The 26,552-nt window shown below is 36.9% G+C and carries 28 protein-coding genes; all 28 read left to right on the top strand.

Annotation, left to right across the window (positions count from 1 at the left end; genetic code table 11):
• Positions 1-135: 135 nt before the first annotated feature.
• The 28 genes from BK574_RS09965 to BK574_RS09830 all read left to right on the top strand — a co-directional run bounded on the left by BK574_RS09965 (position 136) and on the right by BK574_RS09830 (position 26,524).
• Entirely contained in the window at positions 136-939 is an 804-nt protein-coding gene (locus tag BK574_RS09965; RefSeq protein WP_075385093.1) for a heptaprenyl diphosphate synthase component 1, read from the top strand.
• A gap of 3 nt (positions 940-942) precedes the next feature.
• Positions 943-1,647 (top strand): demethylmenaquinone methyltransferase, encoded by a 705-nt coding sequence (locus BK574_RS09960; RefSeq protein ID WP_078428500.1) that lies wholly within the window; start codon positions 943-945, stop codon positions 1,645-1,647.
• 59 nt (positions 1,648-1,706) lie between these two features.
• Positions 1,707-2,546, top strand: coding sequence for a UbiA-like polyprenyltransferase (locus BK574_RS09955; RefSeq protein ID WP_075385092.1), 840 nt, complete (start codon positions 1,707-1,709; stop codon positions 2,544-2,546).
• Entirely contained in the window at positions 2,543-3,148 is a 606-nt protein-coding gene (locus tag BK574_RS09950; protein ID WP_075384773.1) for a UbiX family flavin prenyltransferase, read from the top strand. The genes BK574_RS09955 and BK574_RS09950 overlap by 4 nt, the downstream gene beginning before the upstream one ends.
• Positions 3,145-4,002, top strand: coding sequence for a menaquinone biosynthesis protein (locus BK574_RS09945; protein ID WP_078428499.1), 858 nt, complete (start codon positions 3,145-3,147; stop codon positions 4,000-4,002). Before BK574_RS09950 ends, BK574_RS09945 begins: the two co-directional genes overlap by 4 nt.
• A gap of 15 nt (positions 4,003-4,017) precedes the next feature.
• Positions 4,018-4,989 carry a heptaprenyl diphosphate synthase component II gene (gene hepT / locus BK574_RS09940; protein ID WP_075384771.1) on the top strand — a complete coding sequence of 324 codons (972 nt, stop codon included), beginning with the start codon at positions 4,018-4,020 and terminating at the stop codon, positions 4,987-4,989.
• Between the two features lie 322 nt (positions 4,990-5,311).
• Entirely contained in the window at positions 5,312-5,755 is a 444-nt protein-coding gene (gene ndk, locus BK574_RS09935) for a nucleoside-diphosphate kinase (protein ID WP_075384770.1), read from the top strand.
• Positions 5,756-5,974: 219 nt separating this feature from the next.
• Positions 5,975-6,748 carry a CheR family methyltransferase gene (locus BK574_RS09930; protein ID WP_078428498.1) on the top strand — a complete coding sequence of 258 codons (774 nt, stop codon included), beginning with the start codon at positions 5,975-5,977 and terminating at the stop codon, positions 6,746-6,748.
• A gap of 185 nt (positions 6,749-6,933) precedes the next feature.
• Positions 6,934-8,106: a chorismate synthase gene (gene aroC / locus BK574_RS09925; protein WP_078428497.1), complete on the top strand. Its 1,173-nt coding sequence runs from the start codon at positions 6,934-6,936 to the stop codon at positions 8,104-8,106.
• A complete protein-coding gene (gene aroB / locus BK574_RS09920; RefSeq protein ID WP_078428496.1) occupies positions 8,106-9,197 on the top strand; it encodes a 3-dehydroquinate synthase in 1,092 nt (363 codons plus the stop codon). The genes aroC and aroB overlap by 1 nt, the downstream gene beginning before the upstream one ends.
• Positions 9,198-9,200: 3 nt before the next feature.
• Complete coding sequence (gene aroH / locus BK574_RS09915) at positions 9,201-9,584, top strand: chorismate mutase (protein WP_078428495.1); 384 nt, start codon at positions 9,201-9,203, stop codon at positions 9,582-9,584.
• 362 nt (positions 9,585-9,946) lie between these two features.
• Positions 9,947-11,461, top strand: coding sequence for an anthranilate synthase component I (gene trpE / locus BK574_RS09910; protein WP_078428494.1), 1,515 nt, complete (start codon positions 9,947-9,949; stop codon positions 11,459-11,461).
• Positions 11,454-12,479: an anthranilate phosphoribosyltransferase gene (trpD, locus tag BK574_RS09905; RefSeq protein ID WP_078428493.1), complete on the top strand. Its 1,026-nt coding sequence runs from the start codon at positions 11,454-11,456 to the stop codon at positions 12,477-12,479. Before trpE ends, trpD begins: the two co-directional genes overlap by 8 nt.
• Positions 12,472-13,245, top strand: coding sequence for an indole-3-glycerol phosphate synthase TrpC (trpC, locus tag BK574_RS09900; RefSeq protein WP_075384763.1), 774 nt, complete (start codon positions 12,472-12,474; stop codon positions 13,243-13,245). The genes trpD and trpC overlap by 8 nt, the downstream gene beginning before the upstream one ends.
• Positions 13,229-13,888, top strand: coding sequence for a phosphoribosylanthranilate isomerase (locus tag BK574_RS09895; protein WP_238457460.1), 660 nt, complete (start codon positions 13,229-13,231; stop codon positions 13,886-13,888). Before trpC ends, BK574_RS09895 begins: the two co-directional genes overlap by 17 nt.
• Positions 13,866-15,062, top strand: a complete 1,197-nt coding sequence (trpB, locus tag BK574_RS09890; protein WP_078428492.1) for a tryptophan synthase subunit beta — start codon at positions 13,866-13,868, stop codon at positions 15,060-15,062. Before BK574_RS09895 ends, trpB begins: the two co-directional genes overlap by 23 nt.
• Positions 15,059-15,862: a tryptophan synthase subunit alpha gene (gene trpA, locus BK574_RS09885; RefSeq protein ID WP_075384760.1), complete on the top strand. Its 804-nt coding sequence runs from the start codon at positions 15,059-15,061 to the stop codon at positions 15,860-15,862. Before trpB ends, trpA begins: the two co-directional genes overlap by 4 nt.
• 190 nt (positions 15,863-16,052) lie before the next feature.
• Positions 16,053-17,159: a histidinol-phosphate transaminase gene (gene hisC / locus BK574_RS09880; protein ID WP_078428491.1), complete on the top strand. Its 1,107-nt coding sequence runs from the start codon at positions 16,053-16,055 to the stop codon at positions 17,157-17,159.
• Between the two features lie 14 nt (positions 17,160-17,173).
• A complete protein-coding gene (locus BK574_RS09875; RefSeq protein ID WP_078428490.1) occupies positions 17,174-18,277 on the top strand; it encodes a prephenate dehydrogenase in 1,104 nt (367 codons plus the stop codon).
• 5 nt (positions 18,278-18,282) lie between these two features.
• A complete protein-coding gene (gene aroA / locus BK574_RS09870) occupies positions 18,283-19,563 on the top strand; it encodes a 3-phosphoshikimate 1-carboxyvinyltransferase (protein WP_078428489.1) in 1,281 nt (426 codons plus the stop codon).
• A gap of 319 nt (positions 19,564-19,882) precedes the next feature.
• Entirely contained in the window at positions 19,883-20,797 is a 915-nt protein-coding gene (locus BK574_RS09865; RefSeq protein ID WP_078428488.1) for a hypothetical protein, read from the top strand.
• Positions 20,798-20,920: 123 nt separating this feature from the next.
• A complete protein-coding gene (locus BK574_RS09860; protein WP_078428487.1) occupies positions 20,921-22,183 on the top strand; it encodes a tetratricopeptide repeat protein in 1,263 nt (420 codons plus the stop codon).
• A 118-nt stretch (positions 22,184-22,301) separates the two neighbouring features.
• Positions 22,302-22,829, top strand: a complete 528-nt coding sequence (locus tag BK574_RS09855) for a ReoY family proteolytic degradation factor (RefSeq protein ID WP_078428486.1) — start codon at positions 22,302-22,304, stop codon at positions 22,827-22,829.
• Positions 22,830-22,970: 141 nt separating this feature from the next.
• Positions 22,971-23,429 carry a YpiF family protein gene (locus BK574_RS09850; RefSeq protein WP_078428485.1) on the top strand — a complete coding sequence of 153 codons (459 nt, stop codon included), beginning with the start codon at positions 22,971-22,973 and terminating at the stop codon, positions 23,427-23,429.
• Between the two features lie 140 nt (positions 23,430-23,569).
• Complete coding sequence (locus BK574_RS09845) at positions 23,570-24,070, top strand: QcrA and Rieske domain-containing protein (RefSeq protein ID WP_075384752.1); 501 nt, start codon at positions 23,570-23,572, stop codon at positions 24,068-24,070.
• A gap of 14 nt (positions 24,071-24,084) precedes the next feature.
• Entirely contained in the window at positions 24,085-24,756 is a 672-nt protein-coding gene (gene qcrB, locus BK574_RS09840; RefSeq protein ID WP_075384751.1) for a menaquinol-cytochrome c reductase cytochrome b subunit, read from the top strand.
• Positions 24,757-24,788: 32 nt separating this feature from the next.
• Positions 24,789-25,565, top strand: a complete 777-nt coding sequence (locus BK574_RS09835) for a menaquinol-cytochrome c reductase cytochrome b/c subunit (RefSeq protein ID WP_078428484.1) — start codon at positions 24,789-24,791, stop codon at positions 25,563-25,565.
• A 395-nt stretch (positions 25,566-25,960) separates the two neighbouring features.
• Positions 25,961-26,524: a DUF1405 domain-containing protein gene (locus BK574_RS09830; RefSeq protein WP_078430826.1), complete on the top strand. Its 564-nt coding sequence runs from the start codon at positions 25,961-25,963 to the stop codon at positions 26,522-26,524.
• Positions 26,525-26,552: the final 28 nt, after the last annotated feature.

Here is a 26,552-nt window from a genome sequence, read left to right as displayed (position 1 = left end):
AATTTCCAAAATGAAATGATAGTGACTTTTTGTAAACGTGTTTATTGACGTTTTACAATTATGATATAATATAGTTCGACGTTAATGAATACATAAAAATATAGAGCAACAAAAGATTAACGGGGGACTATAATGATGAATGAATTAAATGAAAAAGTGAACGAATGTACGAAGAAATTTTTTTCGATCACTAAACACACATTTTTACAAAAATATGTACAAAAACCAATAATCGATGAGGACAAGCTACGATTTATCTATGCTATGTTATCTGAGCGATTATCAGCACAGGACATCAAAGTGCATGCATTATCTTCGAGTTTAGTCGATGCCGCATTAAATACACATGAAAAAGTCTCCCTCAATCAAATAAATTCAGACTATGTGAAAAGAAATCGCCAACTGACAGTTCTAGCTGGGGATTACTATAGTAGCTTGTATTATTCAATACTAGCAGAAGCTAGTCAAATCTCAATGATACGTTTGTACAGTATTTCTATCCAACAAATTAATGAAAATAAGATGAATATATATGAGAATGATAGCTTAACTTTCGAAGAAGCAAAACAGTATATTAGCTCGATTGAATCAGGCTTACTTCAAAATTTAGCAGAGCACTATCAGTTGCCTCGTTGGAAACAAATCATTAAAGAATATTTCTTTTTGAAAAGACTGCTCGTAGAACGAGCACAATGGTCTGAGGGAAGGAAATTGCCGATTTTACGAGCGCTAGCTAACGATCAGCTCCATCGTTTTCAAGACCAAACGTTGAATAATGAAGAAATGTTATTAATCTTGAATGATAAGGTTAGTGAAGCAAAAGGTAGGATTGAAAAGCTTTTAGAAGAACCGCTTTTTCAGAAAGAGTTTATACAGAAACAAATGGAACAACTTTTTGCACCTATAAAATTCAGTGAAAAAGTTGCGGAAGAAGGGTAAATAATGACACCAACAAAAGAACAACGCGTCCACCAAGTTTTTGAGTCAATATATAAGAAATACGATATGATGAATTCAGTTATTAGCTTTCAACGACATAAAGCATGGCGCAAAGACACAATGAAAAGAATGCAAGTAAAAGTTGGAAGTCAAGCACTTGATGTTTGTTGTGGGACAGCTGATTGGACAATTGCATTAGCAGAAGCAGTTGGTCCGTCAGGTAAAGTATATGGTCTAGATTTCAGTAAAAATATGTTAACAATTGGTGAGAAAAAGGTGAAAGAAGCAAAACTCTCACAAGTTGAATTATTGCATGGGAATGCAATGGAACTACCATTTAAAGATAATCAGTTTGATTATGTTACGATTGGATTTGGATTACGCAATGTACCGGATTATATGACTGTATTAAAAGAAATGAATCGAGTTTTAAAGCCAGGGGGGAAAGTCGTTTGTCTAGAGACATCTCAACCAACATTAATCGGTTTTAAGCAACTCTATCTTTTTTACTTTAAATTTATTATGCCTTTATTTGGAAAGTTATTTGCAAAAAGTTATGAAGAATACTCATGGTTACAAGAGTCAACCTTAAATTTTCCTGGGAAAACGGAGCTGGCAAACATGTTCCGTGAAGCAGGTTTTAAAGATGTACAAGTTAGATCCTATTCTGGCGGTGTCTGTGCCATGCATTTAGGAACAAAATCGTAATCTTCAAAGAGAGAAGTAGAATTGAGGAACATAAAGTGATTAGAAAAATAAAAATCATCATGGAAATGATTAAATTTGAACATACTGTATTTGCTTTACCATTCGCGTTTTTAGGAGCGGTTGTGGGAAGTATTATGGTGAATGGCTCATGGCCGACCATTCATCAGTGGATATGGATTACATTAGCTATGGTTGGGGCGAGAAGTGCAGCTATGGCATTAAATCGCCTTATTGATCAAAAAATTGATAAGCATAATCCTAGAACTGCCGATCGGGCTATACCTGCAAATCTTGTTTCAAAAATAGAAGTAATTGCGTTTACTATTTTTTCTTTTGCACTTTTAATTTATTCATCTTATCAATTAAATTTACTTGCGGTATATTTATTACCTATTGCCGTATTTTTCTTATTTATCTATTCCTATACGAAACGTTTTACTTGGGCTTGTCATATTGTATTAGGGATTACGATCGGTATTGCACCGCTTGGTGGTTGGGTAGGAACAACGGGAACGTTACCTTGGGTAGCTGCATTTTTATTTTTAGCCGTCGTATTTTGGATCGCAGGCTTTGATGTCATCTACGCTACGCAAGATGCAGACTATGACAAGAAAGTTGGTTTATATTCCATTCCTAGTTACTTTGGTATAAAAAAAGCGCTCCAAATCGCAAAAGGGTTACATTTATTAAGCTTTATCTCCATGTTAGCGATGTTTTTTGTCAGTCCTTTAAGTTGGATATATCTCTTAGGTGTTGTTATTGCAGGTGTAATAATGGTATATGAGCATTCTATTATTTCAGAGAACGATCTTTCAAGAGTGGGTGTAGCATTTTTCCCAATGAATGGAATAATTAGTATGGTGATGTTAGTATTTACTATAGGAGACCTACTACTATGAGAGAATATCGTGGAATTTTTACTGTGGGTATAACTGGGGCAAGTGGGGCGATCTATGGTATACGTCTCGTCAATGAATTAATTAGACAAAACTATAAAGTTCATTTAGTTGTGACAGATGCAGGGTGGCAAGTCTTTCGAGAAGAATTAGAACTAGATACATCAAATAGGAATGAAGTCATTGAGCATTTGTTTCAAGAAAATGATGAACAATTTTCTTATCATACACTTCAAGACTATACAGCACCAATAGCAAGTGGTTCTTACCAAAATGACGGAATGATTGTTATTCCGTGTTCAATGGGTACGATGTCAGGGATTGCTCACGGTTCTTCCCGTAATTTGTTGGAAAGAACGGCAGACGTTATGCTGAAAGAAGGACGACCTTTAATTATTGTTCCAAGGGAAACACCATTAAATCAAATTCATCTGGAAAATATGTTGAAAATATCGAAAGTCGGTGGCAAAATATTGCCCGCTATGCCAGGTTTTTATCATTTGCCCAAGTCGATGGATGATTTAATTAATTTTGTCGTCGGTAAGGCACTAGATAATTTAGGTGTGGAGCATGAACTCTTTACCCGTTGGGGGGAACAAAAGTGACGATTATTATTGGGGAAATTGCCTATACGAATATTTTACCTACCTTTTATTATCTAGATCGAAAAAAATTAAATGAACTAGATTGTCGTTTCGTTCCGCAAATTCCTGCTGAGTTGAATCGTGGAATGGCGAATGGAGCAGTAGATGTAGGTGGAATTTCTTCGTTTGCATATGGAGAAAATTTTGATCGCTATACACTGTTACCTAATCTTTCGGTATCTGCTTACTCTCAAGTCGGTTCACTCTTTTTATTTTCAAAAAAGCCAATTGAAGAGCTGAACGAAAAGTCAATAGCATTAACTTCTAGCTCAGCGACAACGGTCCATTTGTTAAAAATTATTTTGGGAAAGTTTTATGAGTTTGATGTGCAATATGAAGTAATGAAACCCAATTTTGAAGAGATGCTAATAAATCATGATGCATGTCTACTTATCGGTGATGATGCAATTAGGACAGTGTGGAATAAGTCAAATCAGATCTATATGTATGATATCGGGCAGCTTTGGTATGAACATACAGGCTTACCAATGACTTACGCCGTGTTCGCTGTAAGAAATGAGGTTCTGGAGTCTGAATCTGAAAAGTTAAGTATGTTATATCAACAATTTATTAATAGTAAAACGAAAAGTTTTGAAGATCGTTTCCAACCAATGATTACTAGTATCAAAAGCGACATTGGTGGAACTCAAGCTTTCTGGGAACAATACTTCCAAGGTTTATCTTATGACTTAGATGAGCAAATGTTAAAAGGGTTAAATTTTTATTATCAATTAGCTTATGAATTAGGTTATTTGAAGAGAAAAGTACAATCAATTTCATTATGGAGTGCTTATGACCATTGTCATTCCATGTAGTTTAGGGTGGAAGAAATGAAATTAGCAGACATTTATTATAAATTACAGAAAGATATTAACATCATCGAAAAAGAATTAGAGGAAACGGTCCGTGCTGAACACATTATTTTGAGCGAAGCTTCCACTCAACTTCTAAAAGCTGGCGGAAAAAGAATTCGCCCTGTTTTTGTATTATTAGCAGGAAAATTTGGTGATTACGATATTCATTCATTAAAAAACATTGCGGTTCCACTCGAACTTATTCATATGGCGTCATTAGTACATGATGATGTCATTGACGACGCTAAAACTCGTAGAGGGAAGAAAACCGTTAAAGCTCAGTGGGATAATCGTGTGGCGATGTATACTGGCGACTATATATTTGCAAAAGCACAAGAAGTTTCAACTTTTTACGAAATTCCTAAAATCCACCAAACACTTGCCCGCGCCATGATGGAAATGTGTATTGGTGAAGTAGAACAAATACGAGATCAATATAATTGGAATCAAAATTTTAAAAATTATTTACGGCGTATCAAACGAAAGACTGCATTACTAATAGCTGTTAGTTGTGAACTAGGAGCAATTGCATCTAATGCCCCTGAAACGATCCAAAAAAAGCTCTATTATTTTGGATACTATGTTGGTATGAGCTTTCAAATCACCGATGATGTTCTTGATTTCATAGGAACAGAAAAACAGTTAGGGAAACCAGCAGGAGATGATTTGCTACAGGGAAATGTAACGTTGCCAGCTTTATATGCAATGGAAAATAATAAAGAAATTAAGAATTTAATTATGGAAACTCTTGATGATCCATATATTGATAAACTTGATATGAAGAAAGTTTTAGAGGCTATCAAAGTATCAGGAGGAATTGAATACTCTCTCCAAATTAGTGATATATATTTGGAAAAAGCACTTAAGTGTTTAGAGGACCTCCCTAACATCGATGCGAAAAATTATTTGTATGAAATAGCGAAATATATAGGAAGACGAAAGTTTTAATAAATGGCGCCAGCGCTTTATCTGATAAAGGTTTCTGGCCCGTTTTTTTAATTATCCCGTTTAACTGGTGCTAAGCCTCCCATTTCAAAGCTTGAGGCAATAATAAAGACTAAGTAAATGCTTAAATGAACACAAACTCATAACGTCACGTCCTGTGACAACGTCTGTATGACCCACCTCGTGAGGGTCTCAACTAACATTCAGTGGGTGCTGAAGAAAACCCCTACTGAATGAAGTTTCACTTTATTGTATAATTCGCCAATATTTGATATAATCGAAAAGGCTTTTACATAACATGAAAAATGAGAGGTAGGGTTTTATAATGGAAAGAACATTTTTAATGGTTAAACCAGACGGAGTTCAACGTAACCTTGTGGGAGAAATTGTTTCTCGTTTTGAAAAAAAAGGTTTTAATTTAGTAGGCGCAAAATTGATGACGGTTTCAAAGGACCTTGCTGAAACACATTACGCTGAGCACAAAGAGCGTCCTTTTTTTGGTGAATTAGTAGACTTCATTACTTCTGGACCTGTTTTTGCAATGGTTTGGGAAGGTGAAAAAGTAATCTCTACAGCTCGTACAATGATGGGTGCTACAAACCCGGCAGATGCTGCACCAGGAACGATCCGTGGTGATTTTGCAACACAAGTAGCAATGAATGTTATTCACGGTTCTGACTCACCTGAGAGTGCGGTACGTGAGATTGGTATTTTCTTCAAAGAAGAAGAATTGAACAATTACGACAAAACAATTAGTAAATGGGTTTAATTCTGAGGGGAAGGCGTCTAATCTAGATGCCTTCTTTTTTCAATAATTAATAATCTATTTAAATTTAAGTTAATTCATGCTACTTTTTTTAGGGTAAAGGTTACGTACCTCTAGTTGTCCCATTATTAAATGTATTGCCATAACTTTTTGTAGTTTTATCTCGATTTTTGTGATAAAAAGGAAGATATGAGTTTGTTTTTTAAGAGGGGACAGCAGGATATGAAAAGTGATTATGAACAGTTTGTAGATAATATAAAAAGAAAAACTGGAATTGACTTAAATTTATACAAAGAGGCACAAATGAAGCGAAGATTAACATCTCTTCGTGAAAAAAAGGGATTTAGTGATTTTACTAGCTTTTTTGAGGACATGCTAAAAAATGAAGAATTATTTGATACCTTTTTAGATCGGATGACCATCAACGTATCCGAATTCTACCGAAACCCAAAACGGTGGGAAGTGCTAGAACAGAAAATTCTACCTCGACTATTAAAGCAAAATCCGCGCCCAAAAGTATGGAGTGCAGCTTGTTCCACAGGAGAAGAGCCTTATACACTTTCCATTATCCTCAGTCAACTTATGCCAACTACTCAAGTCTCAATTTTAGCGACAGATATTGATCGAGCGATCTTAGAAAGAGCAAAAGTTGGGTTTTATACCGAGCGTTCAGTAAAAGAAGTTCCAAAAGAGGTGTTACAGTCCGCTTTTAAAAAAGATACTGTCGGGTATACGATAAAAGATGAAATTAAAAAGACGATTAAATTTAAGCAAGGAAACCTTTTAGCCGATCGTTTTGATTCTAATTTTGATTTAATTGTTTGCCGAAATGTCATGATCTATTTTACAGAAGAGGCAAAACATGAACTTTATCAAAAGTTTAGTGCTGCTTTAAAACCTGGTGGTGTCTTATTTGTTGGTAGCACAGAACAAATTTTTAACCCACATATTTATGGTTTTGAAACGGAGGATACGTTCTTTTACCGTAAGAAATGAGTAGCATAGTCAAAAGAATGCATCTTTCTTTTTTAAAAATTTTCTGATAAACTGAAATATCTAATATTTTCTACTCGTAGATTTGATTAATAAAGAGAAAAATTTAAAAAGACAAAAAAATAAAGTTATGATATAATTTAGTGCATAAAAGCGTTAAAGAGAGAAGACGTTGGAGGAGGAGTACAATGAGATACCTTACAGCAGGAGAATCGCATGGACCACAATTAACGACGATAATAGAAGGTGTACCCGCTCACCTTGATTTAGTAAGTGAAGATATCAATGTCGATTTAGCACGTAGACAAGGTGGACACGGAAGAGGCCGTCGCATGCAAATTGAAAAAGATGTCGTTGATATATTGAGTGGGGTTCGTCATGGTAAAACGACGGGAGCCCCTATTACACTCGTAGTTGAAAATAATGATTGGAAAAACTGGACCAAAATCATGGGGGCTGATCCGTTAACTGAAGAAGAAGAGCAAGAGATGAAACGGAAAGTGACACGGCCAAGGCCAGGACATGCTGATTTAAATGGTGCTATTAAATATGGACATCGCGATATGAGAAATATATTAGAACGCTCATCAGCTCGTGAAACAACGGTTCGTGTAGCAGCTGGTGCCGTAGCTAAAAAAATTCTTAAAACGTTTGGTATCGAGGTCGGTGGTCACGTCCTTGAAATTGGTGGCGTGAAAGCAGATAATACGGCTTATACATCGATGGCGGATCTACAAGCACGCTCTGAAGCATCTCCTGTACGGTGCTTAGATGATGCAGCGACGCAAAAAATGATGACTGCAATTGATGATGCTAAAAAAGATGGAGATTCTATCGGTGGAATTGTTGAAGTAGTCGTTGAAGGAGTTCCGATTGGTCTTGGAAGCCATGTTCAATATGATCGTAAGCTTGATGGGAATTTAGCTGCAGCTATTATGAGTATTAATGCTTTTAAAGGTGTAGAGATTGGAGTTGGCTTTGAAGCAGCTCGCAAACCAGGAAGTCAAGTTCATGATGAAATATTATGGGATGAAGATAATGGTTATACAAGGAAAACAAATAACCTTGGAGGATTAGAAGGTGGAATGACAAATGGAATGCCTATTGTCGTTCGTGGTGTTATGAAGCCAATCCCGACCCTATATAAACCTCTTCAAAGTGTCGATATAGATACGAAAGAGCCTTTTGCTGCAAGTATAGAACGTTCTGATAGCTGTGCCGTTCCTGCTGCATCAGTTGTTGCTGAAGCTGTTGTGGCATGGGAAATCGCTAATGCACTTCTTGAAAAGTTCGGTAGTGATCGAGTAGATGAAATTAAGGAAAATATTGAGCGTCATGAAGAGCGTGCGAGGTTGTTTTAATGGAACAATTACACATTAATACATCCTCTAAACAATATTCTGTATGGATTGGTGAAGGTATTCGTTTCAAATGGAATGAATATCTGCCTAATTCATTACAGCAAAAATCATCTTCGGTTTTGATTATAACGGATGACCATGTGGCTCCGTTATATTTACAAGATGTAAAAAAACATGTAGTAGATCAGCTGTCTGAAGTTTATGAATATGTAGTACCAGCTGGTGAACAGTCGAAATCATTTCAACAGTACTATGAGATACAAACATATGCCTTAGAAATAGGTTTAGACCGTAATTCTCTCATCATCGCACTGGGCGGTGGGGTTATTGGAGATCTTGCGGGTTTTGTGGCTGCAACCTATATGCGTGGGATCCCATTTATTCAAATACCGACCACTTTACTAGCTCATGATAGTAGTGTTGGTGGAAAAGTGGGAATCAATCATTCCCTGGGTAAAAATATGATTGGGGCTTTTCATCAACCTGAAGCTGTATTATATGACCCAGAAGCACTTCAAAGTCTACCGTTGCATGAATGGAGATCAGGTTTTGCCGAGGCGATTAAACATTCGTTAATTTGGGATGCCTCTCTTTTTCAATGGTTCAAAGATAATATCGTTGATTTCACTAACATAAAAGGAAGCTTAGCTGAACAACTTCTCTTACGTTCTATTCGTGTGAAGGCGGCTGTCGTTAGTGAAGACGAAAAGGAAACTGGGATTCGTGCCATACTCAATTTCGGCCATACGTTGGGCCATGCGATTGAAACAGGATTAGGTTATGGAAAAATTACTCATGGTGAAGCAGTAGCCATTGGAATGATTTTTGCAATGAGGGTGAGTGAACGCTACTATAATATTCCGTTGCCAGTAGATGAAATCAAAAACTGGCTAACGAAATTAGGGTTTAAAACAGATATTCCGAGTCAATTAGATGTAAGTCAACTTTTACATACAATGAAAAAAGATAAAAAAGCCCATAAAGGTATCATTCGAATGGTGCTAATGAAAGAACTTGGGAGAGTAGAGGTTGTAAGTGTTGATGAAGAGCCGATCAAAGAGCTGCTCTTAAAGGAAATAAAGGGGGAGTAGAAAATGATTAGAGGAATTCGAGGCGCAACAACTGTCGAAGTTAATGAAGAAAACGTTATTTTGGATGCAACAGAGAAATTATTGGAAGCTCTGATTACTAAAAATCATATTGAACCAGAGGATGTTGCTCAAATTATAGTGACCGTAACTCACGATTTGAATGCCACATTCCCAGCTAAAGCATTACGTCGGTTCGAGGGTTGGAAGTTTGTTCCGATCATGTGTGCCCTAGAAATTCCAGTGCCAAACAGTTTACCAATGTGTATCCGTGTCATGATAACAGCAGAAACAGACGTACCTCAAGCTGAAGTTGAGCATATTTATTTAGAGCAAGCTGTTACACTTCGGCCTGATTTACAATTGACAAATAAAGATGACTCAAGGTAAAATTAAAGTAGATTAGATGAGAATGAGATTAGATGAAATACAATTAATTTAAATAAAGTTACATGTAGGTTTAGTATAGTTTAAGAAGAGCAGAGATGAGAATGAATAGTTGAGTAGAGCTGAGCAGAGGGAATACGTTTATTAATGATACCCTTAAACTGTCAGTTTAAGGGTTTTTGTGCTTTTATAAAGTTTAACTCTTAGCAAATGGTTAAACTTTATAGAAGATATCAATTTTCACCTTTTTTGGTGATGTTGTTGTAATGTTCTAACAGTTTTTATTGAATGAATATTGCAAAAAAAATTGATATTCTCCACTTTCTCGCATTCATTTTCACTCATGATATTAAGGAGTGAAAACAATGTTAAATACCTCATTAGCATCTTACCTAGAAGATGCAAAAAAATTCAGAACAGTACCCATCATTGGTCACTTATTTGCCGATACGTTAACCCCCATTCAAATATTTCGTCAATTAGAAAAAGATGCTGTTTATTTACTTGAAAGTAAAGATGAACAGTCACCATGGTCTAGATTTTCTTTTATTGGCTTATATCCAAAGTTATTTTTAAGTAATAAAGGAAACAACTTCCTTATCAAAGAACAAGAAACAACCATTCATACAGCATCATCTTTTCAAGATGCATTTGATTACGCTACGAAATATGTAGATGTTAAACCAATAAAACTACCCGTTCCGTTTCATAGTGGGATGGTCGGTCATGTATCCTATGACGCCGTCGAACAATTTGAACGAGTCCTTGCGAGAGAAGATGACAAAAAGGAAACAGTTCATTTTATGTTTTGTGAACTTGTAATTGCCTATGATCATCACAAAAAAGAAATGTACTTAATTTCCCTTCCTAGATCTGGTAGTAGTGATGCGGAAAATAAAGACATCTTTAATGAAACAGCAAAAACTCTGAAAAGGGTAGTCAATCAAATGATGGAAAGTTCAAAAGATAAACGATTTTTACCACCGCCAACATATAAAGTTGACGTAACGTTTGAAAATGTTCAATCTAACTACACAAAAACAAAATTTATTTCTGATGTTGAACGAATTAAAGAATATATTCGTGCAGGTGACGTCTTTCAAGCTGTACTATCTCAACGGTTTGAAGTAGATATCAACGTTTCTGGTTTGGATATTTATCGAGTGTTAAGTATGGTAAATCCGTCTCCTTATTTATTTTATATAAAAATCGGTGATACCGAAATTATCGGTAGTTCACCTGAACGGCTCGTTCAAATTCAAGATGGACATATGGAAATTCATCCGATTGCTGGAACAAGACCGCGTGGAAAAACACAAGTAGAAGATCATGCTTTAGCCCAAGACTTATTGGCAGATGAAAAAGAACGCGCCGAACATTATATGCTTGTTGATCTTGCAAGAAATGATATCGGTCGAGTGGCTAAATACGGTTCGGTTGAAACTCCTGTATTATTAGAAGTTGGTAATTTCTCGCACGTCATGCATATTATCTCGAAAGTAACGGGACGCCTCCAAGAAGGTACGCATCCTTTAGAAGCCTTTTCTTCTTCGTTTCCTGCAGGGACGGTTTCAGGGGCGCCAAAGATTAGAGCAATGGAAATTTTAAAAGAAATCGAACCGACGGAACGAGGCATTTATGCTGGAGCAATAGGTTACTTCGGATTTGATGGAAACATTGACTCGTGCATTGCTATTCGTACGTTGGTGATAAAAAATAAAAAAGCTTATGTGCAAGCTGGCGCTGGGATTGTAGCTGACTCGATACCGGAAAATGAATATGAAGAAACGAAGAATAAAGCGAAAGCACTTTTACATGCTGTTCAATTAGCAGAAACGATGGTTAAGCAAAATGCGGAGGAGGCAATTGGCAATGTTTAAAGAAATCTTGCAAAAATGTATTCAAGGTGAACAATTGACAGAAAAAGAAGCAACATCTGCTATGGATGAAATCATGTCAGGTGCTGCAACACATAGTCAGATTGCTAGTTTACTAACGGTTCTCAGGTTTCGTGGAGAGACATTAGATGAAATGGTCGGGTTTGCTAAGTCAATGAAACAGCACTCCATATCAATTCCGCATAATGAAAAAGGAGTAATTGACACTTGCGGTACAGGAGGAGATCATGCGAAAACGTTTAATATTTCAACAGCTACAGCTATTGTCCTCTCTTCACTTGGAGTCACGGTTGCAAAGCACGGAAACCGCTCCGTTTCATCCAAAAGTGGTAGTGCTGATGTGTTAGAACAGTTAAATATTCAAATTCAAACGAGTCCTGAAGAAGCGGCAGTCGTTCTGAAAGAAAAGAAAATGAGTTTTTTATTTGCACCACTCTATCATGTCGCGATGAAAAATGTTGCCATCCCTAGGAAGGAATTAGGATTTCGTTCAATTTTTAACTTATTAGGTCCATTAACTAATCCTGCAAATGCAGAAGCTCAATTAATTGGTGTCTTTGATGAAAAGCACGGTGCTATTATGGCTAAAACGTTAAGAGAGCTAGGGGTAAAAAGAGCGATGCTCGTTACAGGTGCTGAAGGGTTAGATGAAATTTCGATTAGTACCAATACATTTGTAACGGAATTAAAAGAAGGAGAAATCTCGCAATATGTTCTAACACCAGAAGATGTCTCGTTACCAAGAGGACCGTTAACGGACATTCAAGTGAACTCACCTAAGGAAAGTGCTGAGATCATCTTAAATGTTTTCCAAGGTGGTAATAATGAAACGGCTCGGAATATTGTCGCTTTCAATGCAGGGGCAGCTCTTTATATAGCTAATAAAGTGTCTTCTATTGAAGAAGGTGTTAAAGAAGTAACAAAAGCAATTGCAAACAAAACAGTCTATGAACAATTTATTAACTTACAAGAAGAAAGGTTGGAAATAATCGATGCTTAAAAAAATAATTGAAACAAAAATAGAAGAGTTAGATCAAATAACATTGCCGCCTGCGATCTCGGTAGAACGACAATCGCTATTTAAGCATCTTTCTAAACCCAATCGAAAAATAGGTTTAATTGCGGAAGTAAAAAAAGCCTCACCTTCAAAAGGGATAATTAAAGAAAACTTTCAACCAGTTGAAATTGGAAAGGCGTATGAAACTGCAGGAGCTGATGCAATTTCAGTTTTAACTGATCGAACATATTTTCAGGGGCATCGAAGCTATTTAACGGCGATAAAAGAAGAAGTGAAAATTCCGATTTTACGAAAAGATTTTATAATAAGTCCAATACAAATTGAAGAAAGTGTTCGAATTGGTGCCGATGCAATTCTTTTAATTGCAGGGATTTTTGAGACACAAAAATTGCAAGAGTTATATACTATTGCTTATGATAAAGGGCTAGAGTGCCTTGTAGAAGTTCACTCTAACGAAGAATTAGAAGAAGTTCTTTCAGTCTTTACTCCGAAAATACTCGGTGTCAACAATCGGAACTTAAAGACATTTGAGACTTCACTAGAACAAACAGAATTACTAAGTTCAATCATACCAAAAGACAGTTTATTCATAAGTGAAAGTGGTATCCATAGCTCAGATGATGTGGACCGTGTCTATAGAGCGGGTGCGAACGGTATTTTAGTTGGTGAGTCTTTAATGAGGGCGAATACTCCAGCCGAAGGAATAGATGCTTTATTTGGAGGAGAGAAGGTTGCAAACAAAGCTTAAATATTGCGGAAACCATTCATTGCAAGATGTTGGAATTGTCTCTAGTTCGAAAGCCGACTATATCGGTTTCGTGTTTGCGGAAAGTAAGCGAAAAGTTAGTACGGAAAGCGTTAGCAACTGGTTAAAGCATGTGAAACATAAACGAGGAAAAAAAATCGTTGCGTTGTTTGTCAATGCAACGATCATGGAAATAGAGGAAATTATATTATCGGTTCCGATCGATATCATCCAATGTCATGGATCGGAGACTCCTGATCATGTTCGACAATTACATCGAAGGGTCGAAAAACCCATATGGAAAGTCATTCATCATAAAGAAAATGCATGGAATGAAATGAAAGACTATGCACCTTTTGTTGAAGCTTTTATAATTGATAGTAAAGTAAAAGGTCAATGGGGGGGGACAGGAGTAACCTTTGATTGGAGTCATATACCTAAGTATATCGAACAAGGGAAAATTCTAGCAAAGCCAGTTTTTATTGCTGGAGGCATTAACCCTAGTAATATTGAACAGCTATTAAAGTATCAACCAGAAGGTATTGATATTTCCAGTGGGATCGAAGTGAACGGACTAAAAGATAAAGCAATGATCAACCAGATCGAAGAAAGGATTAAACAAAATGATCGCAAAATATCCAGATGAACGAGGAAGATTTGGTCCATTCGGTGGCAAATTTGTTCCTGAAACGTTAATGAATGCAATAGAAGAGTTAGAGAGAGCACTAGATGAGGCTTTACAAGATCCATCATTTTTTGAAGAGTATCATCATCATTTACAAGAGTACGCAGGACGAGAAACTCCTTTAACATACGCTGAAAATATTTCAAAAGAATTAGGTGGAGCAAAAATTTATTTGAAGCGAGAAGACTTACTTCACACAGGGGCACACAAATTAAATAATGCGATTGGGCAAGCGCTTCTTGCAAAACGAATGGGAAAAAAGAAAATTGTTGCAGAAACTGGCGCGGGTCAACATGGTGTTGCGACAGCAACGATTGCAGCACGTTTTGGATTAGAATGTAAAGTGTTTATGGGGGAAGAAGATATCGAAAGGCAGAAGTTGAATGTGTTTCGAATGGAGTTACTTGGTGCTGAAGTCATTCCAGCTTTGTCAGGAAGTAAAACGCTAAAAGATGCAACTAATGAAGCGATCCGTTATTGGGTTGGGAATGCTGAAGATACTTTCTATTTAATTGGCTCAGTTGTTGGGCCACATCCTTATCCGAAAATGGTACGAGAATTTCAAAGAATTATAGGTGATGAATCGAAAAAGCAAATGCTAGCAGTTGAAGGACGTTTGCCAGATGAGATAGTCGCATGTGTAGGAGGCGGAAGTAATGCGATAGGAATGTTCTACCCGTTTCTTAATGATGATGTAAAGCTCATTGGCGTAGAAGCTGCAGGCAAAGGGGTAACGACTAATCAACATGCTGCAACAATAACGAAAGGAACGAGAGGTGTTATTCACGGCTCGCTTACGTACTTGCTCCAAGATGAAAATGGTCAGATAATTGAACCATATTCGATATCCGCAGGGCTTGATTATCCAGGAGTTGGGCCAGAACACGCATATTTAGCGAGTATTGAACGAGCATCTTATGAGGCTGTGACGGATGATGAAGCACTTCAGGCTTTGAAAAAATTATCTTTATCTGAAGGGATCATTCCTGCGATTGAAAGTGCTCATGCGTTGGCGAAAGCGTTTGAACGTGCAAAACAATTATCGAGTGATTCTGTAATTCTCGTTTGTTTATCTGGTCGAGGAGATAAAGATGTTCATACATTAATGAAAGTAGAGCGAGGTGATCAAGGATGACGGTCCGATTTCAACAATACGTTCGTAAACAAGATCAACCACTTTTTATACCGTTTATTATGGCTGGAGATCCAACCCCAGAAATTACTATTGAAATAGCATTAACACTTCAAGAAGCAGGAGCACATGCAATTGAACTAGGTATTCCTTATTCGGATCCTCTTGCAGACGGGCCAGTTATCCAACGAGCAGCAAAGCGAGCGCTAGCTCAGCAAATGTCACTTAAAAAAGCTTTAGAACTCGTGCCGATCATGCGTGAAAAAGGATTAGAAATCCCAGTTATTGCGTTTACGTATTATAATCCTGTTCTTCAATTCGGTGAAGAGGAGTTTATGGAAAAGGCGAAAGAATGTCAGGTTGATGGTCTATTAGTACCTGATATACCATTTGAAGAAAGTGAAGAACTCGCACAATTATGTAAGAAAAACGAATTGCAATTTATTTCGTTAGTAGCTCCGACCTCAAAACAGCGTATTGAAAGGATTGCGAAAAATGCACAAGGTTTCATTTACTGTGTATCTTCCTTAGGAGTAACAGGGGTTAGAAATGAATTTCACCCAAAAGTATATGAATTTCTTGAGGAGGTAAGAAAAAATAGTACGGTTCCAGTTGTTGTTGGATTTGGTGTATCCAATAATGAACAAGTACAACAACTTCAACCTCATTGTGATGGAGTCATAGTCGGTAGTGCGATCATCCGTGAGATAGAAAGTGTAGAGTCACAACTTAATGATGAAAAATTAAGAAAAGATGGACTTTTGCATATAAAAACGTTTGTCCTTTCACTCATTTCATCGTAACATAGGAGTATAAGATTTTTCACTGTAAACCATTAAAGTATTATTTATACTAATAAGATAAGTAGAGGCTGACTCATAAGTGTCTGCCCTCCTCGTACGCCATTGGTTAAACGAGGGGGCCTACACTTTACTACCTGGGTCAGCCCCAACCTGTAGGATTTTACAATTACATAGAAAGAGGTGCTAACAATTGAAAGCAAAACAACAAGTGATTGGACTCCCTGCCTATAAGCCAGGAAAACCGATTGAGGAAGTAAAACGAGAGTTAGGCTTAGAGCGAGTGGTAAAACTCGCGTCAAATGAAAACCCCTTTGGTGCTTCAAAAAAAGTAGCAGAAGCAATTTCTAGCCTTGCAGGAAATACCGCTATTTATCCTGATGGTTATGCAGCAGAACTTCGAAATAAAGTGGCTGATTTTTTATGTGTACAACCTGAACAACTTGTATTCGGAAACGGTTCTGATGAAGTCATTCAATTACTTTGTCGAACATTTTTGACTCCAAACACTAATACGGTAACGGCTGACCCTACTTTTTCACAATATAAATTAAATGCCGTAATTGAAGGCGCTGAAGTTCGCGAAGTTCCATCTATTGATGGTGTTCATGATCTAGATGCGATGCTTGAAGCTATTGATGAAAATACAAGAATTGTTTGGGTGTGTAATCCGAATAATCCGTCTGGTACATATGTAAATGAAGAAGCCTTTAAATCGTTTTTAGCTCGTGTTCCTAAAGGAGTTCTCGTTGTTTCAGATGAGGCTTATTATGAATATGTGACAGCTTCAGATTTCCCTGAGACGATACCATTACTTGACCAATATAAGAATTTAATTGTTTTACGTACGTTCTCCAAAGCGTATGGCATGGCAGCTCTACGAATTGGCTTTGGTGTAGCTAACGCCGAGGTGATTTCTTTAATTGAGCCTGTACGTCCGCCGTTTAACACAACAACATTCGCGCATGCTGCTGCGATTGCAGCATTAGACGATCAACAATTCATAAAGGATTGTTATGAAAAAAATGTAGAGGGTATCAAACAATATATTCAATTTTGTGAGAAATATAACTTGAAATATTACCCTACTCAAACCAACTTTCTTTTAATTGATTTCGGTATTAATGGTGATGAAATTTTTGATTTTCTCTTGAAAAAAGGGTATATTGTTCGATCAGGAAATGCGCTCGGATTCCCGACATGTGCAAGAATTACAGTGGGAAGTCAGGAAGAAAATGCAGGGATTATTCATGAGCTTTCAGTTTGGCTTGAAGAAAGAAAAGTGAACTCTATAGGCTAGAAGGAGATTTAGACGTGGAGAAACGTAAAGTATTTGTAATCGGTCTAGGATTAATAGGAGGTTCTATTGCATTAGCGATAAAAAGAGAGCACGATGTTCATATTGTCGGATACGATATAAATGAACAGCAAGTGAAAATGGGGTTTTCATTAAAAGTTATTGATGATGCAGTAGATACAATTCGAGATGGTGTGAAAAATGCAGATTTAATCATACTAGCAACCCCCGTTACGAAAACAGAGCAGTTATTAGAGGATTTATCCAACTATGAATTGAAACCTGGTGCGATAATAACAGATGTTGGGAGTACTAAAAAAAGAATTTTTCAAAGTGCAACATGTCTTATAGAGAAAGACGTAACCTTTATTGGTGGTCATCCAATGGCAGGCTCGCATAAAAGTGGTGTGGAAGCGGCAAGAGCTCATTTATTTGAAAATGCTTTCTATATTCTAACCCCGGTAGCCGATACGAATATGACAAAAGTCATTCAGTTGCAAAATTGGCTAAAAGGAACGAGGGCTAGATTTATTGAGATGTCTCCTGAACAGCATGATCGACTTGCTGGTGCGATTAGCCACTTTCCGCACATCGTTGCCGCTAGTCTTGTCCATCAAGTGGCGAAAATTGAAGAAGAAGATCCGTTAGTATCAAGACTAGCTGCTGGAGGGTTTCGAGATATTACCAGAATTGCATCTGGCAGTCCTGTGATGTGGCGTGATATTCTCATTCATAATAAAGATAGCTTAATGGACTTATTAGATAAATGGCAAGAAGAGATGAATTATGTTCGTGTGCTCATTGAACAAGGAGAAGATGAGAAGATCCATGAGTATTTCGACCATGCGAAAAAATTTCGTGATGGTTTACCAATTCATAAAAAAGGTGCAATCCCAGCGTTTTATGATTTATATGTAGATATTCCCGATCATCCTGGGGTGATTTCGGATGTTACAGGTATATTAGCGAAAGAAAATATAAGTATAACTAACATTCGTATTATCGAAACGAGAGAAGATATTATGGGAGTCCTTAGACTCAGTTTTCGTTCTAACGAGGATCGAGAAAAAGCAGAGACGAGCTTAAAATATCATCTGTATGAAACTAATGTAATGGAGTGAGAGAAGTGAATAAAGTAGAAAAAGTAACTGCTGGCCTAAATGGAACCATTAAAGTACCAGGAGATAAATCCATTTCTCACCGTGCTGTTATGTTTGGAGCGATCGCAAATGGAACGACAACAATAGAAGGTTTCCTTCCAGGTGAAGATTGTTTAAGCACCATTGCCTGCTTTCAGAAGTTAGGTGTTCATATTGATGCCCAAGGTGACAAGGTTAAAGTTGACGGTAATGGTTGGAGCGGGTTAACGGAACCTACTGAAATTCTCGATGTAGGTAATTCAGGAACAACGACGAGATTGATGCTAGGGATTTTAGCTACACGTCCTTTTCATTCTGTCGTGATTGGTGATGCTTCTATTGGTAAACGGCCGATGTCAAGAGTAACAAATCCATTACGAGAAATGGGTGCATTGATTGATGGTCGTAATAATGGCAATTTGACTCCTTTATCGATCCGTGGTGGCACGACAAGGGGGATTGCATATTCTTCTAAAGTGGCAAGTGCTCAAGTCAAATCTTCCATTTTACTCGCTGGTTTACAGAGTGAAGGTGTAACGAGTGTGACTGAGCCAGAATTATCCCGTGATCATACAGAACGGATGCTTCAAGCTTTCGGTGTTGAGGTGGAAAGAGATGGGCTAACAGTATCGGTAAAAGGTGGACAAGAGTTAACAGGACAACATGTTATTGTACCTGGAGATATTTCTTCTGCGGCGTTTTTTTTAGTGGCAGGTGCCATTGTTCCAAATAGTCATATTGTACTTAAAAATGTTGGAATTAATCCGACGCGGACAGGAATTATTGATGTCCTTCGAAAAATGGGTGCTAGTCTTGAATTGATGAATGAAAAGGAAACGAACGGTGAACCTGTTGCTGACATTGTAATTTCCACATCTGAGCTTAAAGGGTGTGAAATTGGTGGAGATATTATTCCGAGATTAATCGATGAAATTCCAGTCATTGCAGTATTAGCAACACAAGCGCAAGGGAAAACAGTTATTCGTGATGCTGAAGAACTAAAAGTAAAAGAAACGAATCGAATTGATACGGTTGTTAGTGAATTAAAAAAATTAGGCGCAAAGATAGAAGCAACAGATGATGGAATGGTTATAGAAGGTCCTATCCAACTCAACGGAAATACCGTTAATAGTCATGGAGATCATCGAATCGGTATGGCAATGGCGATTGCAGGGTGTATTGCTAACAGTAGTGTTACTGTTGAAAAAAGTGAGGCAATTGCCGTATCATATCCTAATTTTTTTGAACATATTAACAGCTTACAATAATGAAAAGCAGGGGAGATCCCCTGCTTCAAAAATATTTTTAATTTTTTGAATTTACTTATTGACTTTGTTATATTTTTCTATATAATAAAAATTAGCGTATGGTTTCTCTCCACTCCTATCCATACTAATAGACTTTTTAGCATCTTGCTAACCCTGTTTGAAAGCGTTTACGTTTTCGAACAGGTCTTTTTTTTTGTTCGGTATTCATCAAATTAAGAGCGAATAAAACAATATAGAATGAATACGGCCGTAAAAAAGAAAAAGGTCATTTTTTTAGCTTCTTCCTCATAGCTTGTCTATATAGGAAGGTGGGATAGTCATGAAATACATTCTTGCAGATGTAAAAAGAAAAGTAGATCGTGAAATTCAAAAGAAATCCTACTATATTGAAAATGATTCTGTTTCTTATGTAAATGAGAAAATGGATAAATTGAAGTTTACACGATTGAACATGAACGGGTTTACATTGGCTGCTGGTCACATTATGAATGATTTTAACTTGATTAACTTCAATCATAAAGAAGCTTATAAAGTGAGATTTAAGCGTTTAATTGAAAAAGGGTGTACGACGATCGTAACGTATCCTTTGGTGGAAAACGTAGATGAGTTAAATAAGAAGTTACGACTTGCGCGTCATCAGCTTATCAATAGCCCTATTGATTTTATGATTGGTATTCAAACTACACTTACGGGTTTAACGCCATTACTTATTCGAAAGTGCAGGCGTGAAAAAGTTCCGATAATACGTCTAAACATTAACTCTATAGAAGACTTATACAAAGTGTCGTGGGAACGAATGAAAGAAGCCATGATTAATTATCAACTATTAATTATCCCAAATTGGACAGAAACCCCTGTTACACGAAAAAAAGAGGAAAAACTCGTTCAAGTATGGGGAGAACTATCTAATCAATATAGAATTCCCACCCATTTATCGTTTCCTGACGAGCATGAACCATTTCCGAAAGTTTTGTCAAAAAAAGCAGGACTTTATCCAAGAAAAAGTGAGCTCATCGTAGGAAGTGATGTCGATTACATTTTGTACCAAAATGATGAAGTAAACAAAGATTCGATGGTCCCAATTGAACCTGCCGTTGTCGTCCTACGTGGAAAGGTCATTAAAGCGGGTGAATCTATTTATTATAAACCAGGTTTTGGTAGGGAAGTCAGAATTAATGTACCGAGACATTTTTTACCGATTAGCGAAGCTTATAAAGAAGTTATGGATTATTAATGATTTGTCAATAATGCGAAATGATAGTTAAACGTACATTACTTATGCTACCATCATAATAAGGTTATGATGGTATTTTTATTTAGTTTAAAAGTAAACAACAAAACTCGCTGGAGGATTTTTATGGGAAAAATTATTGAAGCCGTAAAAAAAATAGAAAGTGGTCAAGTAGATCAAGGACTCGCACAATTAGCAGAACTTGAGAATACGAGTAACCATGAGACTAAATTTGAATTAGCAGAAGCATATTATTCGTTGGGGCATCTAGAAAAAGTAAAAAAAATTATCAATGATTTATTACTACTATATCCTGATGAAGGTGAACTCTATACATTTTATGCAGAGTTGTTAATTGATTTAGGCCAAGAGGACGAAGCGATCGAAATGCTTCTTGAGGTTAATGACGATGATCCGGTTTATGTAAGATCGCTATTATTGTTAGCTGATTTATATCAAATGCAAGGACTAGATGAAGTTGCTGAACAGAAGTTGTTAAAGGCTATTGAGAAAGCTCCAGATGAACCGATTGTGTCTTTTGGGCTTGGTGATTTTTACTTAGATAGAGGAGATTTTCAAAAGAGTCTACCTCATTTAAAAAAGGCTTATTATGCGAACGTGAAGCTAGAAGAGATGAATATTGCTTTACGTTTAGCTGAAGCCTATAGTGGTACAGGTGAATATGAAGAAGCATTAAAATTTTATGCTGAGGGCCTAGATCAACAATTAGATATTCATGCTATTTTTAATTATGGATATACAGCGTATCAAATTGAGAAATATGAACTTGCAATTGACCAGTTTACCACTTTAAAGGAACTTGACTCAGAGTTCAGCAGTGTGTATCCTTACTTAGCAAAATGTTTTGAAGCTCTCCACCGCTACGAAGATGCGATCAAGGTTATCAATGAGGGGCTTGCGGTTGATCAATTTAACGAAGAATTATACGTACATGGTGGAAAGTTAAGCTTTAAAATGAATAATCGAGATAAAGGGGAAGAATATTTAAGAGAGGTCATTGCGATTAACCCTAGCCATTTTGAAGCTGTCCGAACATTGGCAGGATTTTTGAAACATGAAGGGCGCTATGAAGACCTAATTGACTTGGTTGAACACTTAAAAGATATCGGTGAAGGAGACCCAGCTTTAACATGGTATGAAGCGGTCGCTCGTTATGAAAATGATGAAATGGATAAAGCAAAAGAATGTTTTGAAGCTGTAAAAGAAGATTTTACAGAAGATGTTGACTTTCTAGAGGAATATGGTAAATTCTTGATGGAGAACGGTGAACGTAATGAAAGTTTGACATTGTTCAAAAAGGCAATCACATTGGATGAATCACGATTAAATATTAAAGAACTAATCAATTATATAGAAGAAGATCTCTAATATATGTATTTTATTAAAGGATTCATATGGTCAGATGGAGAATAAGAAATACATACTATCCTTTCTGTTGTCGTGTAAATGTGAAATAAGGTATTAGCCTTTCGGGGAGGGAATCAGGATGAGCAGCACAATTTCAGTATATGAGAAAAAAGAGTTTTTACGTTGGTTTCTTAATGCTTACCAGTTGAAACGAAGAGAATGTGCATGGCTTTTAAATTACTTAATAAGTGATGAAAATTTAATGGAGAAAGTCCATTTTGTTGAAAGAGCTGAATTTTGTCCGAAAGCATTAATTATTTCTACAACTGATGTCGATCATGTACCATTTTGTTTTCATAAGCACAAACATGTAACGATGGATGCGGAAAAAGCGTTTCACGATATTCGATTGAATAATACAGAGGAAGTTTATATTCAGTTGAACTTTTCAAATGCAAAAACGAACCCACATTATGTAGCAGTTCTTGAAGATAATCCATATATTCCAGAAAATCAAATGGCGACAGCTGATGCACTATTAGCGGAAATCTTCCTTGATAAAGCGTTAGCTTCATTTAGAGAAAAACAATGGTATGAAGAAATGAATGAAGCCTTAGATAATAAAGACGAAGAAACATTTAATCAATTAATAAATAAAAAGAAATAAATGGTGAAGCTGATTTATAACGTTTTGCTTGCTTGTAGTAGCTAGCAAAATTCTATAAGTCAGCTTGTTTTATTTTTATTGATTTTTCGATAAGATAAGATGGTAATAAATACTTTTTGAGTTGTTAGGAGAGAGTAGAGAATGAAGTGGTTAGCACGAGAAATGGATACTTATTTACAAGCAAAAGAGTATGTGGATACGGCTATCGTACCTTTAATCCCGATTAACTGGGAAAATGAAATTAAATCTACGGTAGCGATGGGTGAGTTTATTTCGATTATTTCTAGTGAATTAGAACGTCAATTCCAAGGTAGAGTGATTGAGTTTCCGCCGTTTACATATTTGAAAAGTGAAAGTGATGGTAAGTTTGAACGGTTAAAAAGTTGGGAAAAAGCACTTAAAGAAAATGATATTAGCCATATTATTTTTATTACCTCTGATTTTGAATGGGAACAAGCCAAGCAAGAATTAACAGAAACCTTAATCTGGCTCCCTTCTATTCCTTTAGAACATATGGATCACAAGCATAAGGTAGAGGTTGTAGAAGGCCAAATTAAACAGCTGATTCCCTTTTTGACAAACAAGTGGCAGAATCGGTGATATTGTAAATTCCGACAGATTTTGACTTCTGAAAAGATTGACATTGAAAGAGTAGTTAGCTATCATGAGTATGTCCTAGTATTATATGTGTTAAATTATGTCCGGTTGGACTTAACTTACAACGTAGGGGGGGAAAGAGAGTGAGTGAGAAAGATCATAAAGTATCAAGACGTCAATTTTTAACGTATACGCTTACAGGTGTTGGCGGTTTTATGGCTGCAGGTATGATTATGCCTATGGCTCGTTTTGCGTTAGACCCTGCTTTAAAAGTTGGAGCTGAAGGGGATTTTGTTGCAGTTGCACAAGTAGATGAAATTACAAATGAACCACAAAGATTTAACTTTACGTTTGAACAGGTTGATGCTTGGTATACTTCAGAAGTAACAAGAAACGCATGGATCTTCAGACAAGGTGATGAAATCGTTGCGTTATCACCAGTTTGTACGCATTTAGGCTGTACGGTTGACTGGAACACAAATCCAGATTATCAAAACCAATTCTTCTGCCCATGCCATTTCGGTCGATTTGAGTTAGATGGTACGAACGTTGCTGGAACACCGCCAACACGACCACTTGATGTGTATGACTTAGAAGTTAGAGACGGTACGATTTATTTAGGTAGACCAATTCGAAGAGGATAGGAGGGGCGTAACTCATGTTACAAAAAATTTATGACTGGGTTGATGAGCGTCTCGATATTACACCAATGTGGCGTGATATCGCGGATCACGAAGTGCCTGAGCATGTTAACCCTGCCCATCACTTTTCAGCATTTGTTTATTGCTTTGGTGGGTTAACATTTTTCGTCACAGTCATCCAAATTTTATCTGGTATGTTTTTAACAATGTATTATGTACCAGATATTATTAATGCTTATCATTCCGTTGCATACTTACAAAATGAAGTAGCTTTCGGTGTAATCGTTCGTGGAATGCATCACTGGGGAGCTAGTTTAGTAATCGTAATGATGTTCTTACATACGTTACGTGTATTCTTTACAGGATCATATAAGAAACCTCGTGAATTAAACTGGGTTGTCGGAGTACTTATTTTCTTCGTCATGTTAGGACTTGGTTTCACAGGTTATTTACTACCTTGGGATATGAAAGCATATTTTGCAACTGTTGTAGGTTTGCAAATTGCTGAAGCAACACCAATTATTGGTGGATTTGCGAAAACTTTACTTGCTGGGGGAGAAATTATTGGTGCAGCAACGTTAACGCGATTCTTTGCAATCCATGTCTTCTTCTTACCAGGTGCTCTTTTAGGGTTACTAGGAGCTCACTTCTTCATGATTCGTAAACAAGGTATTTCTGGACCGTTGTAAAAATAAAGTCAATTTAAAAAGGAGGGAAATCGATGCATCGTGGTAAAGGGATGAAGTTTGTTGGTGACTCTCGTGTTAAAGATATGCAACACAGAAAGCCCAACATTCCGAAAGACTACTCTGAATACCCAGGGAAAACGGAAGCGTTTTGGCCAAACTTCCTTCTAAAGGAATGGATGGTAGGTGCGGTATTTTTAATCGGTTATTTATGTTTAACTGTTGCCCATCCGTCTCCATTAGAACGTATGGCTGATCCAACGGACGCAGGTTATATTCCGCTTCCTGACTGGTATTTCTTATTCTTATATCAATTATTAAAATATGAATATGCTGCTGGTAACTTTACAGTTATTGGTGCAATCGTCATTCCTGGTTTAGCGTTTGGTGCTTTATTATTAGCTCCATGGTTAGACACTGGAAAAGAAAGAAAACCATCTAAACGTCCTGTTGCTACTGGCTTAATGCTTTTAGCGGTTATTGCAACAATCTATTTAACTTGGGAATCTGTCGACCAACATGACTGGGAAGCAGCTGCTCAACAAGGTGCAATCATTGAACATGAAATCGATGATACAGCTCAAGGTTACGAAATTTATGCCTCACAATCGTGTATCGGCTGTCATGGTAACCAATTGGAAGGTGGATCTGCTGGTTACGCTTTAATAGAAACAGGCTTAACTGTTGATGAAATTAAAGATATCGTAATCAACGGACGTGGAGCAATGCCACCGGGATTGTTCGATGGTACGGATGAAGAACTTGAAATCCTTGCTAAGTACATCGAAAACGATGGACAGGCGGACGAATAATAGTAATTTTGATGAAAGCTGACTTTTTAGTCAGCTTTTTTTACAAGGCAAATAACTGTTAATTTTGTGTAAGATCAATAAAGTGGAACTCCATTAGTGAGGGTAGTCCTCTTCCCTTACTTCTGGTTAGTTGAGGCCCACACGATGTGGGTCACAAAGACGTTGCCACAGGACGTGGCGCATTTAGTCTGTGTTCTTTTAGTTGTTACTGGCAGTTTATCCCCCACTTATCCTTCTTTGATACCTCGAAGTCTTGAAGTGAGGGTATTACTGCGAGTTGTTGCGGGATAAATATATTAGTTGAAAACTTCTTCTTTGCCTTCTTAATATTTATCAGTACTGCTAAATAAGGAGTGTATTATGTGGTTTCTTTCTTAAAAATATTTCGTAACCGAATGATGTTATACTTTTTATTTATTATTAATTTCTTTGGGACGATTTACGGTTACTATTGGTATAAAGATCAACTGGCAGCTACACCAACTCATTTTTTGTTATTTGTCCCTGATAGTCCAACAGCAAGTCTTTTTTTCTTATTTGTATTAGTTGCTTTTATTGCGGGGAGAAATGTTCCCCTCCTAGAGGCATTAGCAGCTGTTACACTAATTAAGTATGGATTATGGGCCGTCGCGATGAATATTGGTGCAGGTGTAACAGGTTCTCAATTAGGGTGGCAAAATTATATGCTTATCGCATCTCATTTAGGAATGGCGTTGCAAGCTATTTTTTTCTTACCTTATTATCGAATAAAGGGGTGGCACCTTGTGCTCGTTGCTTTTTGGACATTACATAATGATATCATTGATTATGTGTATCATATGCACCCTTATGTTTCATGGAGTCTTCAACCATACATACATCACATCGGCTATTTCACGTTTTGGCTGAGCATCTTTTCTTTAATGATTGTTTTTTGGTTTGGTGTAAGAGATGAGCGATTCAAGCTAACGCTACGGTAAACGCCATATAAATAGTTGTTCATAATGA

It is taken from the genome of Alkalihalobacterium alkalinitrilicum (assembly GCF_002019605.1).
Lineage (GTDB): Bacteria > Bacillota > Bacilli > Bacillales > Bacillaceae_F > Alkalihalobacterium > Alkalihalobacterium alkalinitrilicum.
The sequence above is the reverse complement of the archived record's forward strand: the minus strand, read 5'-3'. Positions and strand labels throughout refer to the sequence as shown.

Excerpts from the sequence above, each read along its gene's own strand:
- BK574_RS09965 (WP_075385093.1), top strand. The coding sequence starts at position 136 with ATGAATGAATTAAATGAAAAAGTGAACGAATGTACGAAGAAATTTTTT.
- BK574_RS09960 (WP_078428500.1), top strand. The coding sequence starts at position 943 with ATGACACCAACAAAAGAACAACGCGTCCACCAAGTTTTTGAGTCAATA.
- BK574_RS09955 (WP_075385092.1), top strand. The coding sequence starts at position 1,707 with ATGGAAATGATTAAATTTGAACATACTGTATTTGCTTTACCATTCGCG.
- BK574_RS09950 (WP_075384773.1), top strand. The coding sequence starts at position 2,543 with ATGAGAGAATATCGTGGAATTTTTACTGTGGGTATAACTGGGGCAAGT.
- hepT (WP_075384771.1), top strand. The coding sequence starts at position 4,018 with ATGAAATTAGCAGACATTTATTATAAATTACAGAAAGATATTAACATC.
- ndk (WP_075384770.1), top strand. The coding sequence starts at position 5,312 with ATGGAAAGAACATTTTTAATGGTTAAACCAGACGGAGTTCAACGTAAC.
- BK574_RS09930 (WP_078428498.1), top strand. The coding sequence starts at position 5,975 with ATGAAAAGTGATTATGAACAGTTTGTAGATAATATAAAAAGAAAAACT.
- aroC (WP_078428497.1), top strand. The coding sequence starts at position 6,934 with ATGAGATACCTTACAGCAGGAGAATCGCATGGACCACAATTAACGACG.
- aroB (WP_078428496.1), top strand. The coding sequence starts at position 8,106 with ATGGAACAATTACACATTAATACATCCTCTAAACAATATTCTGTATGG.
- aroH (WP_078428495.1), top strand. The coding sequence starts at position 9,201 with ATGATTAGAGGAATTCGAGGCGCAACAACTGTCGAAGTTAATGAAGAA.
- trpE (WP_078428494.1), top strand. The coding sequence starts at position 9,947 with ATGTTAAATACCTCATTAGCATCTTACCTAGAAGATGCAAAAAAATTC.
- trpD (WP_078428493.1), top strand. The coding sequence starts at position 11,454 with ATGTTTAAAGAAATCTTGCAAAAATGTATTCAAGGTGAACAATTGACA.
- trpC (WP_075384763.1), top strand. The coding sequence starts at position 12,472 with ATGCTTAAAAAAATAATTGAAACAAAAATAGAAGAGTTAGATCAAATA.
- trpB (WP_078428492.1), top strand. The coding sequence starts at position 13,866 with ATGATCGCAAAATATCCAGATGAACGAGGAAGATTTGGTCCATTCGGT.
- trpA (WP_075384760.1), top strand. The coding sequence starts at position 15,059 with ATGACGGTCCGATTTCAACAATACGTTCGTAAACAAGATCAACCACTT.
- BK574_RS09865 (WP_078428488.1), top strand. The coding sequence starts at position 19,883 with ATGAAATACATTCTTGCAGATGTAAAAAGAAAAGTAGATCGTGAAATT.
- BK574_RS09860 (WP_078428487.1), top strand. The coding sequence starts at position 20,921 with ATGGGAAAAATTATTGAAGCCGTAAAAAAAATAGAAAGTGGTCAAGTA.
- BK574_RS09855 (WP_078428486.1), top strand. The coding sequence starts at position 22,302 with ATGAGCAGCACAATTTCAGTATATGAGAAAAAAGAGTTTTTACGTTGG.
- BK574_RS09850 (WP_078428485.1), top strand. The coding sequence starts at position 22,971 with ATGAAGTGGTTAGCACGAGAAATGGATACTTATTTACAAGCAAAAGAG.
- qcrB (WP_075384751.1), top strand. The coding sequence starts at position 24,085 with ATGTTACAAAAAATTTATGACTGGGTTGATGAGCGTCTCGATATTACA.
- BK574_RS09835 (WP_078428484.1), top strand. The coding sequence starts at position 24,789 with ATGCATCGTGGTAAAGGGATGAAGTTTGTTGGTGACTCTCGTGTTAAA.
- BK574_RS09830 (WP_078430826.1), top strand. The coding sequence starts at position 25,961 with ATGATGTTATACTTTTTATTTATTATTAATTTCTTTGGGACGATTTAC.